This window comes from Stutzerimonas stutzeri (genome assembly GCF_024448715.1).
GTDB classification, from domain to species: Bacteria; Pseudomonadota; Gammaproteobacteria; order Pseudomonadales; family Pseudomonadaceae; genus Stutzerimonas; species Stutzerimonas stutzeri_AR.
Genome location: NZ_JAMOHZ010000008.1, coordinates 59,066 through 76,352, shown reverse-complemented (window position 1 = coordinate 76,352; position 17,287 = coordinate 59,066). Strand labels below are relative to the sequence as shown.

The window sequence follows — 17,287 nt, the reverse complement described above, 5'->3', positions numbered from 1 at the left end:
AGAACGGCTATCTGAATTTCCGGAACGATTTCATTCAGACGATTCTTCGTCCTGGCGAATGTAGAAGGGTACGCCTAGGCGGTGGATGTGATCGAGAAGGGCGGGGTTGTCTATGTGACGCTTGAGTGAGAGGTCGACCATCCAGGGTAGGAGCAGCTCGTCGATCTGGTTTTCGAGGGCCAGTAGCTGGGAGAGCGATAGCGCATCGGCTTCGATCGTCAGGTCTATGTCGGAGCCGGGCCGGTAGGTACCTTTTGCGCGAGAGCCATATAGCACTACGCGCTGAATCTGCGGCCAACCACCGAACACATCGCGCAGTTTGTTGATGGCATTTGCTGGCAAGCCAAAATGAAGCTCGTGGTTCATTCTTGTCGGACCAGCTGGTTCATTTGCTCTTGCAACTGCTGAAAAAGGCGGTGGTATAGCGTCACGACGTTCCCCGCGATCTCGTTGGCGATGGACTCGTTGTAGGTATGTGCTGTCTGGTTGCGGCTCTTGATCATTTCCATCCAGCCTTCACCATCGACGATCAGGCCCTGCTTGAACGCGGTGCGGATTGCATCACGCGACCCGGTGATGGCGGGATTGCCTTGATAAAGGAAATAGTCCTTCATCAGGTTCCAGGCCAGTTCGAACACAAACTCGAACGCCTGGATCATGCCTTGCTTTTCCAGTTCGCTGAGCGGTCGCGCTTGCGCCAGTTCAACGGCCCTCGTCAGCTGCGCGAGTGCACGGTTGTAGTTGGCCAGGCGCTGTTGCCAGCGTATGTCTTGGTCTGTCATGGACGATCTCGGGCAGCATGTAAATGTGGCCATCATAGCGCTCGCCTCGTCGGCAGTCAGGAGGCGGCGCTCTGCATTGATTTGCCTGTTCCGCTGACGGCTTGGCTGCGCTGCAAACCGGACGGAAATTGATCAGCGCGTGGCTGCCGAGCCACCCCAGGGTTTGGCTTCCAGGCTGTTGTGCACCGCCGTTGCCGCCTGGGCAGCCTGGCCGATAGCGACGCTCATCTGTTTCAGGCCCATGGTCACGTCACCGATGGCATAGAGCCCGCGAACCGAAGTCTGCAGATGGTCGTCAACCAGCACGCCGCCACATTCATCGCACCCTGCGCCCAGCTGCTGGGCGAGCTCGGAGCGAAAACGTGCCCCCAGGCTGGGATAGATAATGTCGAAGCGATGAGTGTCGCCGTTGCAGGTGATTAGCTCGATACCGGTCTCGCAGGGGCGCAGGGCCTCTACGCGGTCGCTGATCAGACGGATGTCGTAGTGCTCGGCCAGAGCGATGGCCTGATCGCAGGCGTCCTGCTCGCCGTGCACCACGACGGTGACTTGATCGCTGAATGTACGCAAGAACACTGCGTGACTGATGGCGCATTCTGCTTCGCCATACACGGCAACGTTGTCACCTTTGACCTCGTAACCATCGCAGATGGCGCACAGTCTGACCTTGCCTTCTGCGATGGCCTGCTCGACGTCAGGCATATCCGGCAGCGTGTCCTCGATTCCGGTGGCCAAGATGATGCGCCGGGCAATGCAGCGCTGATTGCCGTAGCGCACGCTGAAGCCTTCCGCGTGTGGCTCGATGTGCTCGACTCGGCCGTGTTCGAGCCGGGCGCCGTAACCGCTGGCCTGCTCACGCAGCCGCACGAGCAGATCGTTGCCGTTGATACCCGGAGGAAACCCAGGATAGTTATGCGAGCGAGGAATCCACGAGGCCCGGCTGGAGCCGGCGTCCACCACCAGGCAACTGCGACGGAAGCGGGCCAGGTACAGGGCGGCGGTCAGCCCACCGGGACCGCCGCCTACGATCAGGCAGTCGATCAGAGTGAGTTGCTGGTGCGATGGGCGTTGGTTCATGGCGTTGGTTATCGGCTTATGGATTGCCTGTAGAAATAGCTGGCTGCGGGAAGTTCGGTCATTCCGATAAATGCAATATCCCATTTTGAGAGCTGGTTGGACTTTCCCGCGCTTGTGCCACGTCCAGCGATGACGAAAACTTTCCAGTTCGGATCGCGACGGCTTCAACGTTGGGGTTTCACGATCTGTATTCCAATAAAGGCCAGCCGCCGACGCTTCATCGTCGTGAATGATCTGGCCAACCAAACTCGAATGGATCTGTCGCGCAGCAGCGTGTGTCGGGTCGTATCGCAATCGATAAATCACTCGAACGGTGCTCACAAGGCGCCGAAGTCGAGCTTTTCCCGTTGGGGGTCAGATGTTCAAGTTTTGTGTCGCTGCGTTGGTCGCAGCCCTGTATTGGTTGAGTGCGCCGGTGATGGCAGCCGAAGGGGGCCCCGTCGTCATCAAGTTCGCTCACGTGGTGGCGGATGACACGCCCAAGGGTAAAGGCGCGCTGATGTTCCAGAAGCTGGTGCACGAGCGCCTGGCCGGCAAGGTGAAGGTGGAGGTCTATCCGAACTCGACGCTGGTTGGCGACGCCGACGAAATGCAGGCCCTGCTGAATAACGAAGTGCAGATGCTTGCGCCCTCCCTCTCGAAGTTCAGTAAGTACACGAAAAAACTACAGGTCTTCGATCTGCCGTTCCTGTTCGACGACCAGGCGGCCGTTCAACGCTTCCAGAAGCGCGAGATGAGTCGCGAATTGCTGCGTTCCATGGCCGATTCCGGCATCTATGGCCTGGCGTACTGGAATAACGGTCTGAAGCAGCTTTCCGCCACGCGTGCGCTGCGCGTGCCGGAAGATGCCGCCGGATTGGCGTTTCGCGTGCAGCCTTCCGCCGTGCTGGAAGCGCAGTTCCAGGCGGTCGGTGCCAAGCCGGTGGTCCTGCCTTTCGCCGACGTGTTCAAGTCCCTGAAGGGCGGCGTGGTTCAGGGCGCAGAAAACCCCTGGTCGAACATCGCCAGCCAGAACATGCACACAGTCCAGCCGTTCATCACCGAGAGTAATCACGGTGTGCTCAATTACATGCTGGTGACCAGTTCGAAGTTCTGGATGACGATGCCGTTCGCGGTGCGCTCGGAGCTCGAGGGCATCATTCTGGAAGTCACCCAGGCGGTGAACCGTGAAGCCGCAGCGCTCAATCAGCGCGACCGTGACCGCATTCTCGCCAGCGGCAGCAGCAAGCTCATCACTCTGACGCCGGAGCAGCGTCAGGCCTGGCGCGAGAAGATGATGCCGGTATGGAAAGCCTATGAGGCGGACATCGGCGCCGACGTAATTCGTGCCGCGCTGACCGTCAATCGCAAGCACTGACAGCGGCCTGCTAAGCCACTTATGCCAACCGCTCGCCGGCATAGCAGGTCGGCGAGCTCTGAGCCCCTCGGTGCTCCAGTTCTTCTTCCAGCCATTCGGCTAATACCCACGCGTTGTTCGCTTGCTCGTCACGCGCGGCGTAGATCAAGGTCAGCGGGCCGCGCTCGGCGATTTCCAACAGTGGCCACCAGTGTTCCGGATGCGCGGCCAGCTCCTTGCGATAGGCCTGGCTGAATGCGTTGAAGTCCAGTTCGCGCGACTTGAACGACCGACACAGCGCGGTGGAGGGAGCGAGGGAGGCCATCCAGTCATTAAGCCGTAGCTGATCCTTGCGGCAATTGCGTGGCCACAGCCGATCGACCAGAACCCGGTATCCGTCACTGGCCTGCGCCTGCTCATAGGCGCGCTTACAAAGAATCATCGGTTGCTGGCTCCTTCACTTGATCAGCCAAGCATAGGAAAGTCTGACTGCATTGCGCGCCCCAATGGCCAGTGAGCATATGCCCGTGAGACTCACGGGTTGCTTTTTGGGAGCAAAATTATTGTCGCTAAAGATCAATACTATTCATTGGTCATGATGCGGTGGCGCACCGACAATGTGCGCGCAATTTGATAGATGCAACTATTCGGTGCGCCGATCCACTCATGAATGTTGCGGTACGTCGTCCGAACGGGCAGTTTCTTGGCATCGCAACCTATCGAAACATTCGCAGCAAAAGCAGGAACCATGCAGGAACGCCTCCTCGACTGGTGTCGATCATTTGTGCCCGCGCCGTTGTCGGCGCGGCCCGCTGAATGGCTGCGTGCCGCGATTGGCGTCGGGCTGGCGATGCTGTTGGTAATGCCTGCCAGCGCCTGGGTCTTCGGCACCTCGATCACGCTGCCTTTGACGGCGCCGGCGGCCGCGTCGGCCGTGCTACTGTTCTGCGCCTCATCCAGTCCTTTTGCGCAGCCATGGTCGGTTATCGCCGGAAGTATGTTCGCAACCTTGATCGGCGTGGCGCTTGGTGCAAGCGCAGTCCCAGTGGCTACGGCCGCTGGCATGGCGGGCGCGCTGGCCATCGTCTGTCTGTTCGGCCTGCGTTGCTTGCATCCGCCGGGCGCCGCGCTCGCATTGGTCGCGGTGGTAGGTAGCCCCGAACTCCATGCGTACGGCTTCGAATTGCTGTATCCGGTGGCGTTCAATTCGCTGTTGCTGGTCGCGGTTGCGCTGGTCTACAACAACCTGACCGGACACGCTTATCCGAAGCCGCGCCCTCAGAAAGGCAATACTCATCACACACACGATGCGCTACCCAGCGAGCGTATGAGCTTCAGCGAAGACGATGTCGAGCGGGCTCTGGCGGATTTTGGCGAGTACGTGGACATCACCCGTGACGATCTTGCGCAGCTGATCAAACAGACCGAAAAACATGCGCTACGGCGGAGCATGGGCGAGATCACCGCCGCCGACATCATGTCGCGGGATCTTTACTGGAGCACACCGGACTGCACCATCCAGCGAGCCTGGCAGAGCCTGCGCGAGCATCGGCTGCACTCATTGCCGGTCCTGGAACCCGATAGCCACAAGCTGGTGGGTATCGTGACCCTGGTCGATCTGCTCAAGCACTTCCGCCCGGCCTCTGCGCGGATCAATTTCGGGCAGCTGAAATTTCTTCGTGGTGTACATCTGGGCGCGATCATGAGCGCTCCGGTGGTTTCAGTGACCGAGGATACCCACATGGTCGAGCTGGTTTTCTTGCTGTCCGACCGCGGTCTGCACTGCCTGCCGGTGGTCGACGATCAGCAGCGACTGGTGGGCATGATCACCCAGACCGACCTTATCGCTGCGCTCTATCAGAACTGGTTAAAGCATCTGCCGGATTGATCCACGCATCGTTACATCGGCGCTTCACTTAAAACTCGTAGTTCCAGCGCGACCAGTCGTAGTCATCCACGGCTACTTTGCGCAATAGCTCAATCGCTTTGAACAGCGCCGGAGACTGCGCCGCGCGCGAATAAACGAGGTAGACCGGATAGCTGAATTCCGGCGCCTGCTCGACGCGCTTGAGAATGCCTTCGTCCAAATAACGCTGAACCACCCGCGTACGGAAATAACCGCGGCCACCACACTGCACCAGATATTGCAGCGCTAGCGGACCGAGGCTGAAGGACAAGGCGGCGCGTATGTTGATGGGCAGTGCGAGGTCGTGCTGGGTGCGAAACGCCGGGCCCCAGTCCACGTAGAGGTAGGGCTCGGGGTTGATGGCGTGCTCGACTTGTATCAGCTTCTCTTCGAGCAGCTGTTCAACCTGCAGCCCCGGCCAGTATTCGGGTTGGTGCACCAGCGCTGCATCCAGCGCGCCGAGGTCGAGCTTTTTCTGTAATTCGTTGTCGGTGGCCACCTCGTTGCGCAGCGCGTGGTCTGGCATCACTTGGCGCAAGCGCTGCACCCAGGCGAGCATCAACGGATTGCATAGGCTCACTTCAGCGCCGAGCGTCAGCAGGTTGTCGTAACCGCGCGGCAAGGGCAGATCTCGCCGCGCGGTTTCCCAAGTCTGCACCAGCTGGGTGGCATAGGCGACGAAGCGCTCGCCATCGCTCGTCAGCCGTGCGCCTGCGCGGTTGCGCACGAACAGACGGCAGCCGAGCTGCGTTTCCAGGCTGCGCACCCGCGCGGTGACTGCCGTCTGGGTGATATGCAGCCGCTCGGCGGTGGCGATGAAGCTGCCGCTGCGGATGATCTCGAGAAAGGTACGGGCGAGATCGATGTCCATGTGCGGGGCCTTGGGTCGTCAGTGGGCTGACGATTGTAGCGAACCGAGGCCGGGATTCGCGCCGCTTGTGGTACTGCGTGAGCGTGAGTGCGGGACCGAGGCATGCACAGGCCGTGGCAGAAGCTCGGTCCTGTACCGGTAGATGCTGGGAGATGCCTGGCGTTCGGCAGTCGGGACGATCGCCAGGGCAGCGGGAACGAGGAAAGAGAGCGCCAGGCGAGCTCCCAAACGCAAGACTGCATTCGGGGAAAGGGCATGGCGTCGCTTGCTGTTACTTGAGGCTCAGCACCCATTCGGCGAGTGCTTTGGCTTCTTCTTCGGTTACCGGGTTTGGCGGCATCGGGATCGGGCCCCAGTTGCCTTGAGTACCGTTCTTGATGTGGTCAGCGAGCATATCGGCAGCGCCTTCCTGGCCAGCATACTTGGCGGCAACGTCCTTCAGCGCCGGCCCGACCAGCTTGGCGTCGACGCTGTGGCAGGCAGTGCAAGGCTTGCTCTTGAACAGCGCTTCACCGTCCTGCGCCATGGCCGGCTGGAGAACCATTGCGCCGCCCAGGGCGAGCAGTGGAATTAAGATTTTCTTCATGAATCTTTCCTCAAAAGGCTAACAGGGTTGAATCTTGATGCCCGCCCCCGACCCGGAATAAGCGTACCGGGTGTTGTGCACGTTAAATTTACCGGTTGGGCTAAGCAAATCTTTTGTCGCCAATCATGATTTGGCTCGACAGCGAAAATTTCCGCATTCGACGGCTTGGAGCCGCTTGCCAAACAGCACAGCGCTGCGACGATGGGCTTCGTTCTTTCTATGGCTATCCGAAGCGCTGAAATGTTCCGCTTGCGCTTGAATGGGCATCCCCGCTGGTGAAAAGTACCGAGGCGGTTTAGGGTTTAAAAAACCTTGAAGGGTAACTGGAACCATGATCGAAGAATCGATTCTGGGCGACTTGACCATCGAACTGCCCAACGCGGTTCGTCTGCAGCGGCTGGTGCATACGCTGCATCAACGTTTTCGCTGTGGTGCGGTTGTATTGCTGCGCCTCGACGAGGGCACGTTACGCCCGCTGGCGGCGGTGGGGTTGGTTCAGGAGGCGCTCGGTCGGCGCTTCGTGGTCGCCCAGCATCCGCGGCTGGCAGCGATTCTTTCTCAGCGCGAGCCGACATGGTTCGAACCCGACAGCCGCTTGCCCGACCCCTATGATGGCCTGCTCGACGAACACGCCGGTGAGCCTTTGCCGGTGCACGACTGCATGGGGGTCAGCCTGTACCTCGAAGGCAAACTGTGGGGCGCACTGACCCTCGATGCGCTGCATGCCGGCACCTTCGACGACAAGGCCCGGCACGACCTGCAGCGTTACACCTTGTTGATCGAAGCGGCGATCCGCATCACTCGCCTGGAGCATGAGAACCGCGGCCTGCGCCTGGTCCGTAGCGACGTGCTGGAGAGCACTCAGGTGCCCGGCGATGGCGAAATCCTTGGCCAGAGCCAGGTGATCGCCGATCTGCTGCGCGAGCTCGAAGTGGTGGCCGATTCCGAGCTGCCGGTGCTGCTGCTGGGCGAAACCGGGGTAGGCAAGGAATTGTTCGCACGTTGGCTGCATCGTCATTCGCGGCGACGCAACAAGCCGCTGGTGCTGGTCAATTGCGCGGCGTTACCGGAGTCGCTGGCCGAAAGCGAGCTGTTCGGTCACGTCAAGGGCGCCTTTTCCGGGGCCACTACCGACCGCCCAGGGCGTTTCGATGCGGCCAACGGCGGCACCCTCGTGCTCGATGAGGTGGGTGAGTTGCCGCTGGTCGTCCAGGCGAAGCTGTTGCGTACCTTGCAGAACGGCGAGATTCAACGGCTGGGAGCCGACAAACCGCGCCAGGTCGATGTACGGATTATCGCCGCGACCAACCGCAACCTGCGGAACAGTGTGCGTGACGGGGATTTCCGCGCCGATCTCTATCATCGATTGTCGGTCTATCCGGCCCCGATTCCGCCGCTTCGCGAGCGCGGCAATGATGTCCTGATCCTCGCTGGCTATTTCCTCGAGCTGAACCGTGCGCGTCTGGGGCTGCGCAGCATGCGGCTGTCGCCAGCTGCCGAAAGGGCGCTGCTGGCTTATTCCTGGCCAGGCAATGTACGCGAGCTGGAGCACGTGATCAGTCGTGCGGCGCTACGCCTGCTCAGCCGTGGGGCGTCGCGTAGCGAAATTCTCACGCTGGAGCCGAATCTGCTCGATCTGGATAGCTCGAACTCGACCTCGCTGACGCCGATTGCCGAGGTGCAGCTGGTGGCCCAGTCGGACATCGTGTCGCTGCGCGAAGCCGTCGATACCAGTCAGCGCCAAGCGATTATTCGTGCGCTGGAGGCCAGCGGCGAGAACTGGGCGCAAGCGGCGCGGATGCTCGATGTCGACCCCAGTAATCTGCACAAGCTGGCGCGGCGGCTAAAGCTGAAGTGATGATTGGCCTTGGTTGAATGCCGATCACCGTCGAGGCGGCCCGCCAATCGGAGCGAGTCGTCCTGATGTGATGGTGGTCTAAGCTCAAATCGATCACTACCGAGGAGACACCTATGGCCCTGGACCATGACCAGTTCGAGGCGCTATTGAGCGAAGCCCAGACGCATGCCGATCGGGCCGCCAGTGAAAATGACGCACAGCACTACCGGCTGGCTTTCGAGGCCAGCCTGAAAGCCATGCGCCTATTGGCGGAAGAGTCGGGTGCCTGGCGGCAGATGGTCGCCCGCGCCACCGAAGAATTCGAAGGCGACGAGGGAATTTGAGGGTGGAGCAGGGCAGGAAAGCGCTGGAGGCTGGACGAGGTGAGCTTTGAGACTTGAGCGGAATGCGGTGGGCTGAAGCCCACCCTACGTGGTAACCGGCACCCGGGCAGTGGGCTGAAGCCCACCCTACGCAGTAGTCACCGGTAGGGTGGGCCGGGCGGCGTTCCGCTTTAGCCCACCGACTGATAACGAGCGAATCAGCTCCAGCCCCAGAACTGCAGATACCAGCCGTAGCCGACCAACGCGGTGCCAAGCCCGCAGCAGGTGAACGCCATCAGGCGGCGCAGGCCGTTGGCACCGTAACGGCTGATAACCTTCCAGGCCAGATACAGGCTCCAGCCTATGGCACCAACCAGTAACAATGCGCGGGCGGGCTGCGCCCAGGCGAGGATCAAACCCTCGTAACGCAGCAGCTTGACGGTGGTCGCCGACAGGCCGAGAAACAGACCGGCCCCGCCCAGTGGCGTAAGGGCCAACGCCAAATGTTGGAATACGTTATCGCCACGCCCCATCAGACGCACCGCGGCGCGCAACAGTAACCAGAGCGCACCGCCGATCATCAGCGAGCAGGCGCCAATGTAAGCGAGGATCACCGTGCCATCGAGCCAGGTGAAGGCGTCGTTGGCCTGCGGGTAGTGGGTCAATAGCCACCAAGGTGCGTTGGCCTGCAGCGGCCAGAAAATGTCTCGATCAACCAGCCATTCCGCCGCCGCCTGCTTGAGCGTGATGAACCAGGGGCTGACTGTCCACTGGAACGCGCCCATGGCCAAGCCGATCATGCCGAACAGCAGCAGGATACTGTCCCAGTGATTGTTTTGCGGCTGCTCGCCGACGATGAGAATTTCTTCGTTGGGCGATCGCGCGGCGAGGGCGACGGCACCGCGCTGCCCGCTGCAACGACCGCAGGCGTGGCATTCGCTATTGCCCTGCATGCGGCGGATGTCGATCAGCGGTGCGCAATTGGGCGTGACCAGTTTCGGTCCCTGATTGGCCTGCCAACGTTCTTCATCGACCTTGTAGTGCATCGGCGCAAGGCGCGCGAGCAGACCGAACACGCCGCTCACCGGGCATAGGTGCCGGCACCAGACGCGCTTGCCGCGACCGTAGAGAAAGCCAACGATCATCGCCGCGACCGTCGAGCCGCCAAGAATCAAGGCCGCAGCACGGCCGTAGTCATAGACGCTGATCAGTTGACCGTAGACGGTGGTCAGTACGAACGCCACGGTCGGCCAGCCGCTCCAGCGCATCCATTGCGGGGTGCGTTTGTTCAGCCCGCGCCAGCTGATCCATTCGCTGAGCGAACCTTCCGGACAAAGCACACCGCACCAGAGCCGGCCGAAAATCACCATCGACAGCAAGACGAACGGCCACCACAGCCCCCAGAACAGGAACTGGGCGAACACCGTAATGTTGTCGAGCATGCGCGCCTCGGAAGGCGGCAGTGAAAGAACGGCGGGCACCAGCAGCAGGACCAGATAGAAACCGACCACTAGCCACTGGATCAGGCGGATGGCCTTGGCATGCTGGCGCAGCAGGTCGCCGATACGTGCCAGCCAGGGAGTGCTGGCGATCATGCTGGGCGCGCCTCCAGACGAGCCTCCGGTCTTGGTCGCAACCAGGCCCAGACGGCCAGCCAGTACAGCGCCATGAGAATTACAGCCGCCAGCGAAGGCATGGCGCGGTATCCGGTCAGCCCGGCAATGGTGCTGCCCAGCGTGCCGCCATCATCGAGCAGCGCCGAGCTGTCCCACAGCGCGTCACCGAAGACCGTATAAAGCACGTCTGGCACATCCATGCCCATGAGCTGACCGCTGAAACGATCGAGCCCGGCCATCAATAGTGCAGCGCCGAGCAATAACAGCAGGGCCTCGCTGACCTTGAAGAAGCGCTTCCAGGAGAACACGCGGCTACCGGCCTGTAGAGCCGCATAGCTGAGCAGCGCGAGGACGAAGCCAAGCACGCCGCCGATGATGAAACCGGTAAGATCGGTACCCTGCTGCTGATGGCCGATACCGTAGAGGAACACCACCGTCTCGCTGCCTTCGCGGGCCACGGCGAGCATCGCCAGCACCAGCAGACCGATGCCACTGCCCTGGCTCAAACGCGCCGCGGCATTGTCGACCAGACTGCGTTTGAGGTCGCGACCGTGATGATGCATCCAACCGACCATCTGCAGAATCAGGACGCTGGCGACCACCAGCATGCCGCACTGAAACCACTCTCCCGCCGGACCAGCCAGCCAGTCGCCAGCCCTGAGAATGCCCCAGGCCAATAGCGTTGCCAGGCCCAACCCGGCTGCTACGCCACCCCAAAGCATGCGTAGCGCGTGGCGGTTATTCGGTTGCTGGCTCAGCCAGGCATGCAGAATACCGATGACCAGCAGGGCCTCGACGCTTTCGCGCCAGACGATGAACAGGGATTGGCCCATTTCGGTTCTCCTGTGGGGTGGCCCGCGTGGCTGGTTGTTGCTCGATTCGGCGACGAAGCGTCGAGACCGAAAGTGCGCCAGCCGTGCAGGCCACAGGGACTACTTGGCGATGATTTCGCCTTCCGGGAGGTCCAGGTGGAACTCGTCGAAGAAGGGATAACGACCCGGTTTGAGCGGGTGAATCACGACGAACGAGGTGACGCCAGGCGAGAGCACCTTTTCCACCCGCAGAGGCGTGCTCTCGAACTCGGTCGGGCCGCTACCGGCATTGATCACGACGATCTTGAAGCGCTGGCGAGCCGGCACTTCAATAGTCGCCGGCTCGAAATGGCCGTCGCGAATGGTCAGCTCGTAGGTTGGCAGCCCGGCCTGAGCCACGCCGGAAAAAACGGCGAGCAAGGGCAGGGCGTACAGCAGAGCGCGTTGCATGGCTGGCCTCCGGCTCAATAGCCGCCTTTCTTGCCGATGCCAGCGTAGGTGAACTCGTAGTTCAGCTCGCAGCGTTCGAACCAGGGCGCGACGCCCGTTTCCTTGTCGACATGGCGGCCGAACATGGCGTGATCGCCACCTGGCGGCGAGACGGTGAAGGTCAGCGTGTACTTGCCTGGGCCCATCAGCTTGACGTTGTCGCCGTAGTGCGGCCCGTCATTGGCAACCATCGGATGGAAGTCGCCCTCGATCTTCTCGTCGGAGCCTTTCTTGCTCAGCGCGTAGCGGATGTTCAGGTAGGACACGAAGCTGCCTTCCTGCCAGCCGTTGCGGTTGCCCTCGGTGGCGGCGATATCGGCTTCCAGATGCACATCGGACTTGGCGGCATCGAGCATCATGCCGGCAGGTTCCATCTCGACGGGCTGCAGGTACACCGCACCGACTTCCATACCGCCGCACTGCTGCGGTTCACCGATTGGATATTCCTTGGCTTGGACGAGGGGGGCGAGCAGCAGTGAAGCGACGGCGAGGGTAGCGGGAATGCGCATGAAGCCTCCGAAGAGTTAATTGGTAGCGGGGAAGTTCGCACCTGTGATGGTTAACGATAATGATTCGCGACAATTCTGAACGAAATACTTTGTTACGTATAGGGCTGATCGAACAGAGCTACAAGGAATCGATGTGCCAAACGCAAGAATGGTGGGGTTCGGAGCGCGAGGGTGCGTTGAGTTGTCGCAGTCGTTCAGGCTAGCTTGATGACGATTCGAGGCTCATCTTCACCGTAGAGCGAACTCGATTTGCTTATTCCAATACCGGCCCATGATCGCTGCTCGGTAGCGTACGTGGCGGCTTCATCACCAGTAACAATGGCATCACTACCAGCGAAAGCACCATCAGTAGCTTGAAGTCGTCGATGTAGGCGATCCAGCTCGCTTGGGTACTGATCATGCTATCCAGCATCGCCCGCCCGCTGACCGTAAGCGGGTCGAGCACATTGCCGATTGGCCAGGCATCGAAGGCCCGGTTGAAGTCGGTGACATGCGCGCCGATTTCGGCATGGTTGATCTGCGTGTTCTGCACCAGCAATACGGTAACTATGGATATCCCCACACTGGAGCCGACGTTGCGCGACAAGCTATACAGCCCGGTGCCGTCCGCACGCAGCGACACCGGCAGCGTGGCAAAGGCGACCGTCGATAGCGGTACGAACATGAAGCCAAGGCTGGCGCCCTGCATAAGGCCGACGTAGATCACCGTTTGCATGGACACATCGGGCGTCCAACCGGTCATCAGCCACATCGAGCCAGCCGAAAGCGCAAGCCCCCAAAACAACAACCAGCGCGTGTCGACTTTGCCAACCAGGCGCCCGGCCAGGTACATGGTCAGCATGGTGCCCAGGCCTCGGGGCCCCAAGGCCATCCCCGCCGTCAGTACTGGGTAACCCATCAGGTTCTGCAAGTACGGCGTCATCAGCGCCAGGGAGGCGAGGTAAGTAACACCGATGATGAAGATAAATACCAGGCTCAGGCTGAAGTTGCGGTCCTTGAACAATCTCAGACTGATAAAGGGGTCTTTGGCTGTGAAGGTGTGCACAAGGAAAACGTAGAGGGCGGAGAGGGCCACCACAGCCTCGATGATAATCTCCAGGGATGAAAACCAACCCAGCTGTTCGCCACGGTCAAGGAACAATTGCACCGCCAAGATAGCTACGCTGAGGGAGCCGAAACCTAGCCAGTCGAGACGTGAAGTTTTATCCGACGGTGTTTCCGCGACATAACGAATAATGCCGAGCAGCGCCAACAGGCCAATGGGCAGGTTGATAAAAAACACCCAGCGCCAACTGAGGTTTTCGGTCAGCCAGCCGCCGAGCATCGGCCCAAGCACCGGCCCGACCATCACTGAAACGCCAAACAGGCCCATGGCCGAGCCACGCTCTTCCAGCGGATAAATATCCAGCAGAATGCCTTGGGACAACGGAACCAGCGCGGCCCCAGCCAGGCCCTGCATAAGCCGGAACGCAATGATTTCTCCCAGCGACTGGGCGACTCCACATAGCACCGATGACAATACGAAACCGACGATAGCCCACAGCAATACGGTTTTGCGTCCGAAGCGGCGAGCGAGAAATGCCGAGGGTGGGGTCATGATCGCGGCGGCCACGATGTATGAGGTCAGCACCCAGTTGATCTGGTCTGAACTGGCCGACACGCTGCCCTGCATATAGGGCAGGGCGACATTAGCGATGGTGGTGTCCAGTGCCTGCATGATTACCGCCAGCACAACGCATGCGGTGATCATCAGCCGCTGCGTGGAGGGTGGCATCACCGTGTCGCTGTCACTCATGGGCCTGCGCCCTGCTGACGAACAGGCCGCTGAATAATTCTGGCATGCCACGGGGATGGCCGGTGTCGACGTCCGCTTCCACACTCATCCCGTGACGCAGAGGTGGTTTCCCAGCGGCGTCATCGATGCTGATGCGCACCGGAATACGCTGCACTACTTTCACCCAGTTGCCTGTGGTGTTCTGCGCCGGAAGCAGGGAGAAGCTCGAGCTGGACGCCGGGCTAATGCTTTCAACCGTGCCATGCCAGGTCACGCCGGGATAGGTGTCGACGCTGATTTCCACCGGTTGGCCCGGCTGCATATGGGTGAGTTCGGTTTCCTTCGGCGAGGCGGCAACCCAAATGTGTTCGGTCGATACCAGGCTGAAGCCAGATTGCGGTGGTTGCAGATAGGCGCCGGTGGCGAGCGCGTCAACGTTGGTGACGATGCCGGCAAAGGGCGCCACCACCACCGAATTTTTCAAATTGCGCGCCGCCTCATCGACCCGGGCCTGGGCCTGCATATAGGCCGGTTGCTGCTCCAGAGGCAGATCGATACTGCCGCCCAGCTGGGCAAGCGTGGTCTGGGCTTGAGCCTTGGCCACCGCGACTTTTTGCTGGGCTGCTTTTAGAAGGTGGCGGGCGTCGTCGTACTGGGTTCTCGACACCGCCGAAACGCCCAGCAGCTTCTCCAGGCGCATCAGATTCGTCTCGTGGTAAGGGATTTCCGATTGCGCCTGAGTGATTTCGGCCAAGGCCTGGACATAGCTGGCTTTGAGGTTCTCCAGATGGTTGCGGACCTCACCCAATTGCGCCTCGGCACTGTCCAGGGCGATTTGAAAAGGCTTAGGGCGTAGACGAAACAATACCTGCCCTTTACTCACCAGTTGGTTATCGGTGACTTCAACGGATTCGACAATCCCGGCTACATCGGTGGAAACCCCCACGCGGTCGGCCTGGATATAGGCGTTGTCGGTGGAAATCACCTGGCCACCCAGGACATACAGAGCGCCACAAGCCAGCAGGGCGATGGGCAGCAACAGGAAAAGGCCGCGGCGCAGCCGTTGCCTCGCCGCCGACGATGGCTCCGACGGTTTGGTTTGGCTGGTAGCTGAGGTTTGCGGACGGGCAAGGGCCGCGCTTTTGGCGTGCTCGGCCGAGGTAGGCAGGTTTTCAGTGCGAAGTTCAGACATCGCTTGGCTCCTCATTGTCTACCGGCTGGTCGCAGGCATAGAGCAGGTTCGCGCGCATGCGCGCCAGGAATTGCTCTAGCTGCCGGCCTTCTGCTTCGGAGAAATCAATCATGGTTTCGACGCGGGTCTGCTCGCCAAGGGTGCGCATGACCTGCAGCAGTGGGTGAGATTCCGGCGTGAGGTAGAGCAGTGTCATCCGCCGGTCGGTGGGATGGGGGCGGCGTTCAACCAAGCCGCGCTCCTGCATCTTGTCAAGCAGGCGGACCAGGGTGATCGACTCGATTTCCAGCAGATCGGCCAAGCCTTTCTGGTGGATGCCCTCGTTCATGGCCAGCTTGGACAGCACCTGCCATTGCGAGCGCGTCAGGCCTATCTGTCGCGCACGCTGCTCGAAGCGTTTGCGCATCAGGCGCGCGACGTCATGCAGAACAAAACCTATGGTCGGTTGGGTCGTCATTGCTCTCACCAAATTCACAAGCGTGCTTATGATAGTTTGGCTTGTTAGAAGCGGGCTACCAGAATTTCTGACCCCGTGATGGTAAACCAGCCCAGCAGCGCCTCGACTGGCTATGCCTGAGCGCCTCGCGGCGCGCTTCCAGTTCATCGCTGAGGCGAAGGGCTTCCATGGCACTGCCAGCCCTTCGTCGACTTCACCGAGCTATCGGGCAGCGTGAAGGTCTGCTCGATCGCCAATGACGGTCTACCATGGTGTTTTTCAAGTCAGGGGGGCTTATGCCTCAAACCGCCGCGCTGGACGCCAGAACCGCCCGTGTATTGCCCTGGCTGGTCGCGATTGCGTTCTTCATGCAGACCCTCGACGGCACCATCCTCAACACCGCCTTGCCAGCCATGGCGCGCGATCTTGCAGAAGATCCGTTGCGCATGCAGGGCGTAGTCATCGCCTACATGCTCACCGTGGCGCTACTGATTCCGGCATCGGGGTGGGTCGCGGATCGCTTCGGCACCCGTCGGATCTTCTTCTCCGCCATCGTGCTGTTCACGCTCGGCTCGTTGCTCTGCGCAATGAGTGCGAGCTTCAATCAGCTGGTGATTTCGCGAGTGGTGCAGGCCGTGGGTGGTGCGCTGATGCTGCCGGTCGGGCGCCTGGTCGTGCTGCGTGCCTATCCGCGCAGCGAATTCGTGCGCGTGATGACGTTCATCGCGCTACCGGGCATGGTCGGTCCGCTGATCGGTCCGACCCTCGGCGGCTGGCTGGTGGAATACGCGTCCTGGCACTGGATATTCCTGATCAACCTACCGGTTGGGCTGGTAGGTTGCATCGCCGCGTTTCGCTTCATGCCTGATCTGAAAAGCGCCGAGCGAATCCGTTTCGACACCATCGGCTTTATGCTTTTCGGCGGTGCGATGGTGCTGATCACCATCGCGCTGGAAGGGCTCGGCGATATGCAGATGCCGCATGCCCGTGTCCTGCTACTGATGGTTATCGGCAGCGCCAGCCTGGCGGCTTACTGGTTGCGCGCCGGGCATGTCGACAACCCGCTGTTCAGCCCGTCGTTGTTCCGGACCCGCAGCTTCGCCGTCGGTATCTTCGGTAATTTGTTCGCCCGTCTGGGCAGTGGTGCGCTGCCATTCATGCTGCCGTTGTTGCTGCAAGTCGCCCTGGGCTATTCGCCAGCAGAGGCGGGGATGACCATGATTCCGCTGGCAATTGGCGCCATGCTGATCAAGCCACTGGCCAAGCCGCTGATCGACCGCCTTGGCTATCGACGAATTCTGGTTGGCAATACCCTGCTGCTGGGCAGCTTGATTGCAAGCCTGGCGACGATCGACGCAAGTACCCCAACGGTATCTCTGCTGCTGCACCTGAGCCTGATTGGCGTGGTCAACTCGATGCAGTTCACCGCGATGAACACCGTGACTCTGGTCGGCCTTAGCAATCAGAGCGCCAGCAGTGGCAACAGCCTGCTATCGGTGGTGGTGCAGTTGTCGATGAGCCTGGGCGTGGCCTCGGCCGGTGCATTGCTTGGCGGCTTCACCGCCCAGGGTGCCGATGGCGAGGCCGTGCTGCAGGCGTTCCACCTGACTTTCCTTTGCATCGGTGCGATGTCGATGTTGGCCGCATCGCTGTTCTTTCAGTTGGACAGCAAGCAGGCCATGGCCGCCAGGCTTATCGACGAGCAATGAACGATTTGTGTGGGTCTGGGTGGCTGGGCATG

Annotated in this window: 18 protein-coding genes; 5 read left to right on the top strand and 13 right to left on the bottom strand. The window is 60.7% G+C overall.

The window, feature by feature from the left end; all coding sequences use genetic code 11:
* Positions 1-30 precede the first annotated feature (30 nt).
* The 3 genes from NAV33_RS17200 to NAV33_RS17190 form a co-directional block, all read right to left on the bottom strand.
* Positions 31-366 carry a nucleotidyltransferase domain-containing protein gene (locus NAV33_RS17200; protein WP_255982284.1) on the bottom strand — a complete coding sequence of 112 codons (336 nt, stop codon included), beginning with the start codon at positions 364-366 and terminating at the stop codon, positions 31-33.
* A complete protein-coding gene (locus NAV33_RS17195) occupies positions 363-782 on the bottom strand; it encodes a nucleotidyltransferase substrate binding protein (protein WP_255982283.1) in 420 nt (139 codons plus the stop codon). The genes NAV33_RS17200 and NAV33_RS17195 overlap by 4 nt, the downstream gene beginning before the upstream one ends.
* A 132-nt stretch (positions 783-914) precedes the next feature.
* Complete coding sequence (locus NAV33_RS17190; protein ID WP_255982281.1) at positions 915-1,859, bottom strand: NAD(P)/FAD-dependent oxidoreductase; 945 nt, start codon at positions 1,857-1,859, stop codon at positions 915-917.
* A 358-nt stretch (positions 1,860-2,217) separates the two neighbouring features.
* Here NAV33_RS17190 and NAV33_RS17185 point away from each other — a divergent pair, with 358 nt between their 5' ends.
* The gene (locus tag NAV33_RS17185) at positions 2,218-3,216 is read left to right on the top strand and encodes a TRAP transporter substrate-binding protein (RefSeq protein ID WP_408099923.1); all 999 of its coding nucleotides are present in this window, start codon (positions 2,218-2,220) and stop codon (positions 3,214-3,216) included.
* A 19-nt stretch (positions 3,217-3,235) separates the two neighbouring features.
* On the opposite strand, the gene NAV33_RS17180 is transcribed toward NAV33_RS17185, so the two are convergent.
* A complete protein-coding gene (locus NAV33_RS17180; RefSeq protein ID WP_255982279.1) occupies positions 3,236-3,637 on the bottom strand; it encodes a DUF488 domain-containing protein in 402 nt (133 codons plus the stop codon).
* Positions 3,638-3,943: 306 nt separating this feature from the next.
* On the opposite strand from NAV33_RS17180, the gene NAV33_RS17175 reads away from it, so the two are divergent.
* Entirely contained in the window at positions 3,944-5,083 is a 1,140-nt protein-coding gene (locus NAV33_RS17175; protein ID WP_255982277.1) for an HPP family protein, read from the top strand.
* A gap of 28 nt (positions 5,084-5,111) precedes the next feature.
* Here the strand turns inward: NAV33_RS17175 and NAV33_RS17170 are convergent, their stop codons facing one another.
* Positions 5,112-5,972, bottom strand: a complete 861-nt coding sequence (locus NAV33_RS17170; protein WP_255982275.1) for a LysR family transcriptional regulator — start codon at positions 5,970-5,972, stop codon at positions 5,112-5,114.
* A gap of 271 nt (positions 5,973-6,243) precedes the next feature.
* A complete protein-coding gene (locus NAV33_RS17165; RefSeq protein WP_255982273.1) occupies positions 6,244-6,558 on the bottom strand; it encodes a c-type cytochrome in 315 nt (104 codons plus the stop codon).
* 331 nt (positions 6,559-6,889) lie between these two features.
* Here NAV33_RS17165 and norR point away from each other — a divergent pair, with 331 nt between their 5' ends.
* Positions 6,890-8,416 (top strand): nitric oxide reductase transcriptional regulator NorR, encoded by a 1,527-nt coding sequence (gene norR, locus NAV33_RS17160; RefSeq protein WP_255982271.1) that lies wholly within the window; start codon positions 6,890-6,892, stop codon positions 8,414-8,416.
* A gap of 113 nt (positions 8,417-8,529) precedes the next feature.
* Positions 8,530-8,739, top strand: a complete 210-nt coding sequence (locus NAV33_RS17155) for a hypothetical protein (RefSeq protein WP_255982269.1) — start codon at positions 8,530-8,532, stop codon at positions 8,737-8,739.
* Between the two features lie 197 nt (positions 8,740-8,936).
* On the opposite strand, the gene NAV33_RS17150 is transcribed toward NAV33_RS17155, so the two are convergent.
* From NAV33_RS17150 to NAV33_RS17120, 7 genes are all read right to left on the bottom strand, one after another.
* Complete coding sequence (locus tag NAV33_RS17150) at positions 8,937-10,313, bottom strand: 4Fe-4S binding protein (protein WP_255982267.1); 1,377 nt, start codon at positions 10,311-10,313, stop codon at positions 8,937-8,939.
* Positions 10,310-11,167: an FTR1 family iron permease gene (locus tag NAV33_RS17145; RefSeq protein ID WP_255982264.1), complete on the bottom strand. Its 858-nt coding sequence runs from the start codon at positions 11,165-11,167 to the stop codon at positions 10,310-10,312. The genes NAV33_RS17150 and NAV33_RS17145 overlap by 4 nt, the downstream gene beginning before the upstream one ends.
* A 99-nt stretch (positions 11,168-11,266) precedes the next feature.
* A complete protein-coding gene (locus tag NAV33_RS17140) occupies positions 11,267-11,596 on the bottom strand; it encodes a cupredoxin domain-containing protein (RefSeq protein ID WP_255982262.1) in 330 nt (109 codons plus the stop codon).
* 14 nt (positions 11,597-11,610) lie between these two features.
* Positions 11,611-12,144, bottom strand: coding sequence for an iron transporter (locus tag NAV33_RS17135; RefSeq protein WP_255982260.1), 534 nt, complete (start codon positions 12,142-12,144; stop codon positions 11,611-11,613).
* A gap of 253 nt (positions 12,145-12,397) precedes the next feature.
* Positions 12,398-13,939, bottom strand: a complete 1,542-nt coding sequence (locus tag NAV33_RS17130; protein ID WP_255982258.1) for a DHA2 family efflux MFS transporter permease subunit — start codon at positions 13,937-13,939, stop codon at positions 12,398-12,400.
* Positions 13,932-15,110 (bottom strand): HlyD family secretion protein, encoded by a 1,179-nt coding sequence (locus NAV33_RS17125; protein WP_255982256.1) that lies wholly within the window; start codon positions 15,108-15,110, stop codon positions 13,932-13,934. Before NAV33_RS17125 ends, NAV33_RS17130 begins: the two co-directional genes overlap by 8 nt.
* Entirely contained in the window at positions 15,103-15,567 is a 465-nt protein-coding gene (locus NAV33_RS17120; RefSeq protein WP_255982254.1) for a MarR family winged helix-turn-helix transcriptional regulator, read from the bottom strand. The genes NAV33_RS17125 and NAV33_RS17120 overlap by 8 nt, the downstream gene beginning before the upstream one ends.
* Before the next feature lie 275 nt (positions 15,568-15,842).
* Here NAV33_RS17120 and mdtD point away from each other — a divergent pair, with 275 nt between their 5' ends.
* Positions 15,843-17,255, top strand: coding sequence for a multidrug transporter subunit MdtD (gene mdtD / locus NAV33_RS17115; RefSeq protein WP_255982252.1), 1,413 nt, complete (start codon positions 15,843-15,845; stop codon positions 17,253-17,255).
* The last annotated feature ends 32 nt before the right edge of the window (positions 17,256-17,287 follow it).

What these genes read in the sequence shown, in the direction of transcription:
- NAV33_RS17200 (WP_255982284.1), bottom strand. Translation starts at nt 366, where the DNA reads ATGAACCACGAGCTTCATTTTGGCTTGCCAGCAAATGCCATCAACAAA.
- NAV33_RS17195 (WP_255982283.1), bottom strand. Translation starts at nt 782, where the DNA reads ATGACAGACCAAGACATACGCTGGCAACAGCGCCTGGCCAACTACAAC.
- NAV33_RS17190 (WP_255982281.1), bottom strand. Translation starts at nt 1,859, where the DNA reads ATGAACCAACGCCCATCGCACCAGCAACTCACTCTGATCGACTGCCTG.
- NAV33_RS17185 (WP_408099923.1), top strand. Translation starts at nt 2,218, where the DNA reads ATGTTCAAGTTTTGTGTCGCTGCGTTGGTCGCAGCCCTGTATTGGTTG.
- NAV33_RS17180 (WP_255982279.1), bottom strand. Translation starts at nt 3,637, where the DNA reads ATGATTCTTTGTAAGCGCGCCTATGAGCAGGCGCAGGCCAGTGACGGA.
- NAV33_RS17175 (WP_255982277.1), top strand. Translation starts at nt 3,944, where the DNA reads ATGCAGGAACGCCTCCTCGACTGGTGTCGATCATTTGTGCCCGCGCCG.
- NAV33_RS17170 (WP_255982275.1), bottom strand. Translation starts at nt 5,972, where the DNA reads ATGGACATCGATCTCGCCCGTACCTTTCTCGAGATCATCCGCAGCGGC.
- NAV33_RS17165 (WP_255982273.1), bottom strand. Translation starts at nt 6,558, where the DNA reads ATGAAGAAAATCTTAATTCCACTGCTCGCCCTGGGCGGCGCAATGGTT.
- norR (WP_255982271.1), top strand. Translation starts at nt 6,890, where the DNA reads ATGATCGAAGAATCGATTCTGGGCGACTTGACCATCGAACTGCCCAAC.
- NAV33_RS17155 (WP_255982269.1), top strand. Translation starts at nt 8,530, where the DNA reads ATGGCCCTGGACCATGACCAGTTCGAGGCGCTATTGAGCGAAGCCCAG.
- NAV33_RS17150 (WP_255982267.1), bottom strand. Translation starts at nt 10,313, where the DNA reads ATGATCGCCAGCACTCCCTGGCTGGCACGTATCGGCGACCTGCTGCGC.
- NAV33_RS17145 (WP_255982264.1), bottom strand. Translation starts at nt 11,167, where the DNA reads ATGGGCCAATCCCTGTTCATCGTCTGGCGCGAAAGCGTCGAGGCCCTG.
- NAV33_RS17140 (WP_255982262.1), bottom strand. Translation starts at nt 11,596, where the DNA reads ATGCAACGCGCTCTGCTGTACGCCCTGCCCTTGCTCGCCGTTTTTTCC.
- NAV33_RS17135 (WP_255982260.1), bottom strand. Translation starts at nt 12,144, where the DNA reads ATGCGCATTCCCGCTACCCTCGCCGTCGCTTCACTGCTGCTCGCCCCC.
- NAV33_RS17130 (WP_255982258.1), bottom strand. Translation starts at nt 13,939, where the DNA reads ATGAGTGACAGCGACACGGTGATGCCACCCTCCACGCAGCGGCTGATG.
- NAV33_RS17125 (WP_255982256.1), bottom strand. Translation starts at nt 15,110, where the DNA reads ATGTCTGAACTTCGCACTGAAAACCTGCCTACCTCGGCCGAGCACGCC.
- NAV33_RS17120 (WP_255982254.1), bottom strand. Translation starts at nt 15,567, where the DNA reads ATGACGACCCAACCGACCATAGGTTTTGTTCTGCATGACGTCGCGCGC.
- mdtD (WP_255982252.1), top strand. Translation starts at nt 15,843, where the DNA reads ATGCCTCAAACCGCCGCGCTGGACGCCAGAACCGCCCGTGTATTGCCC.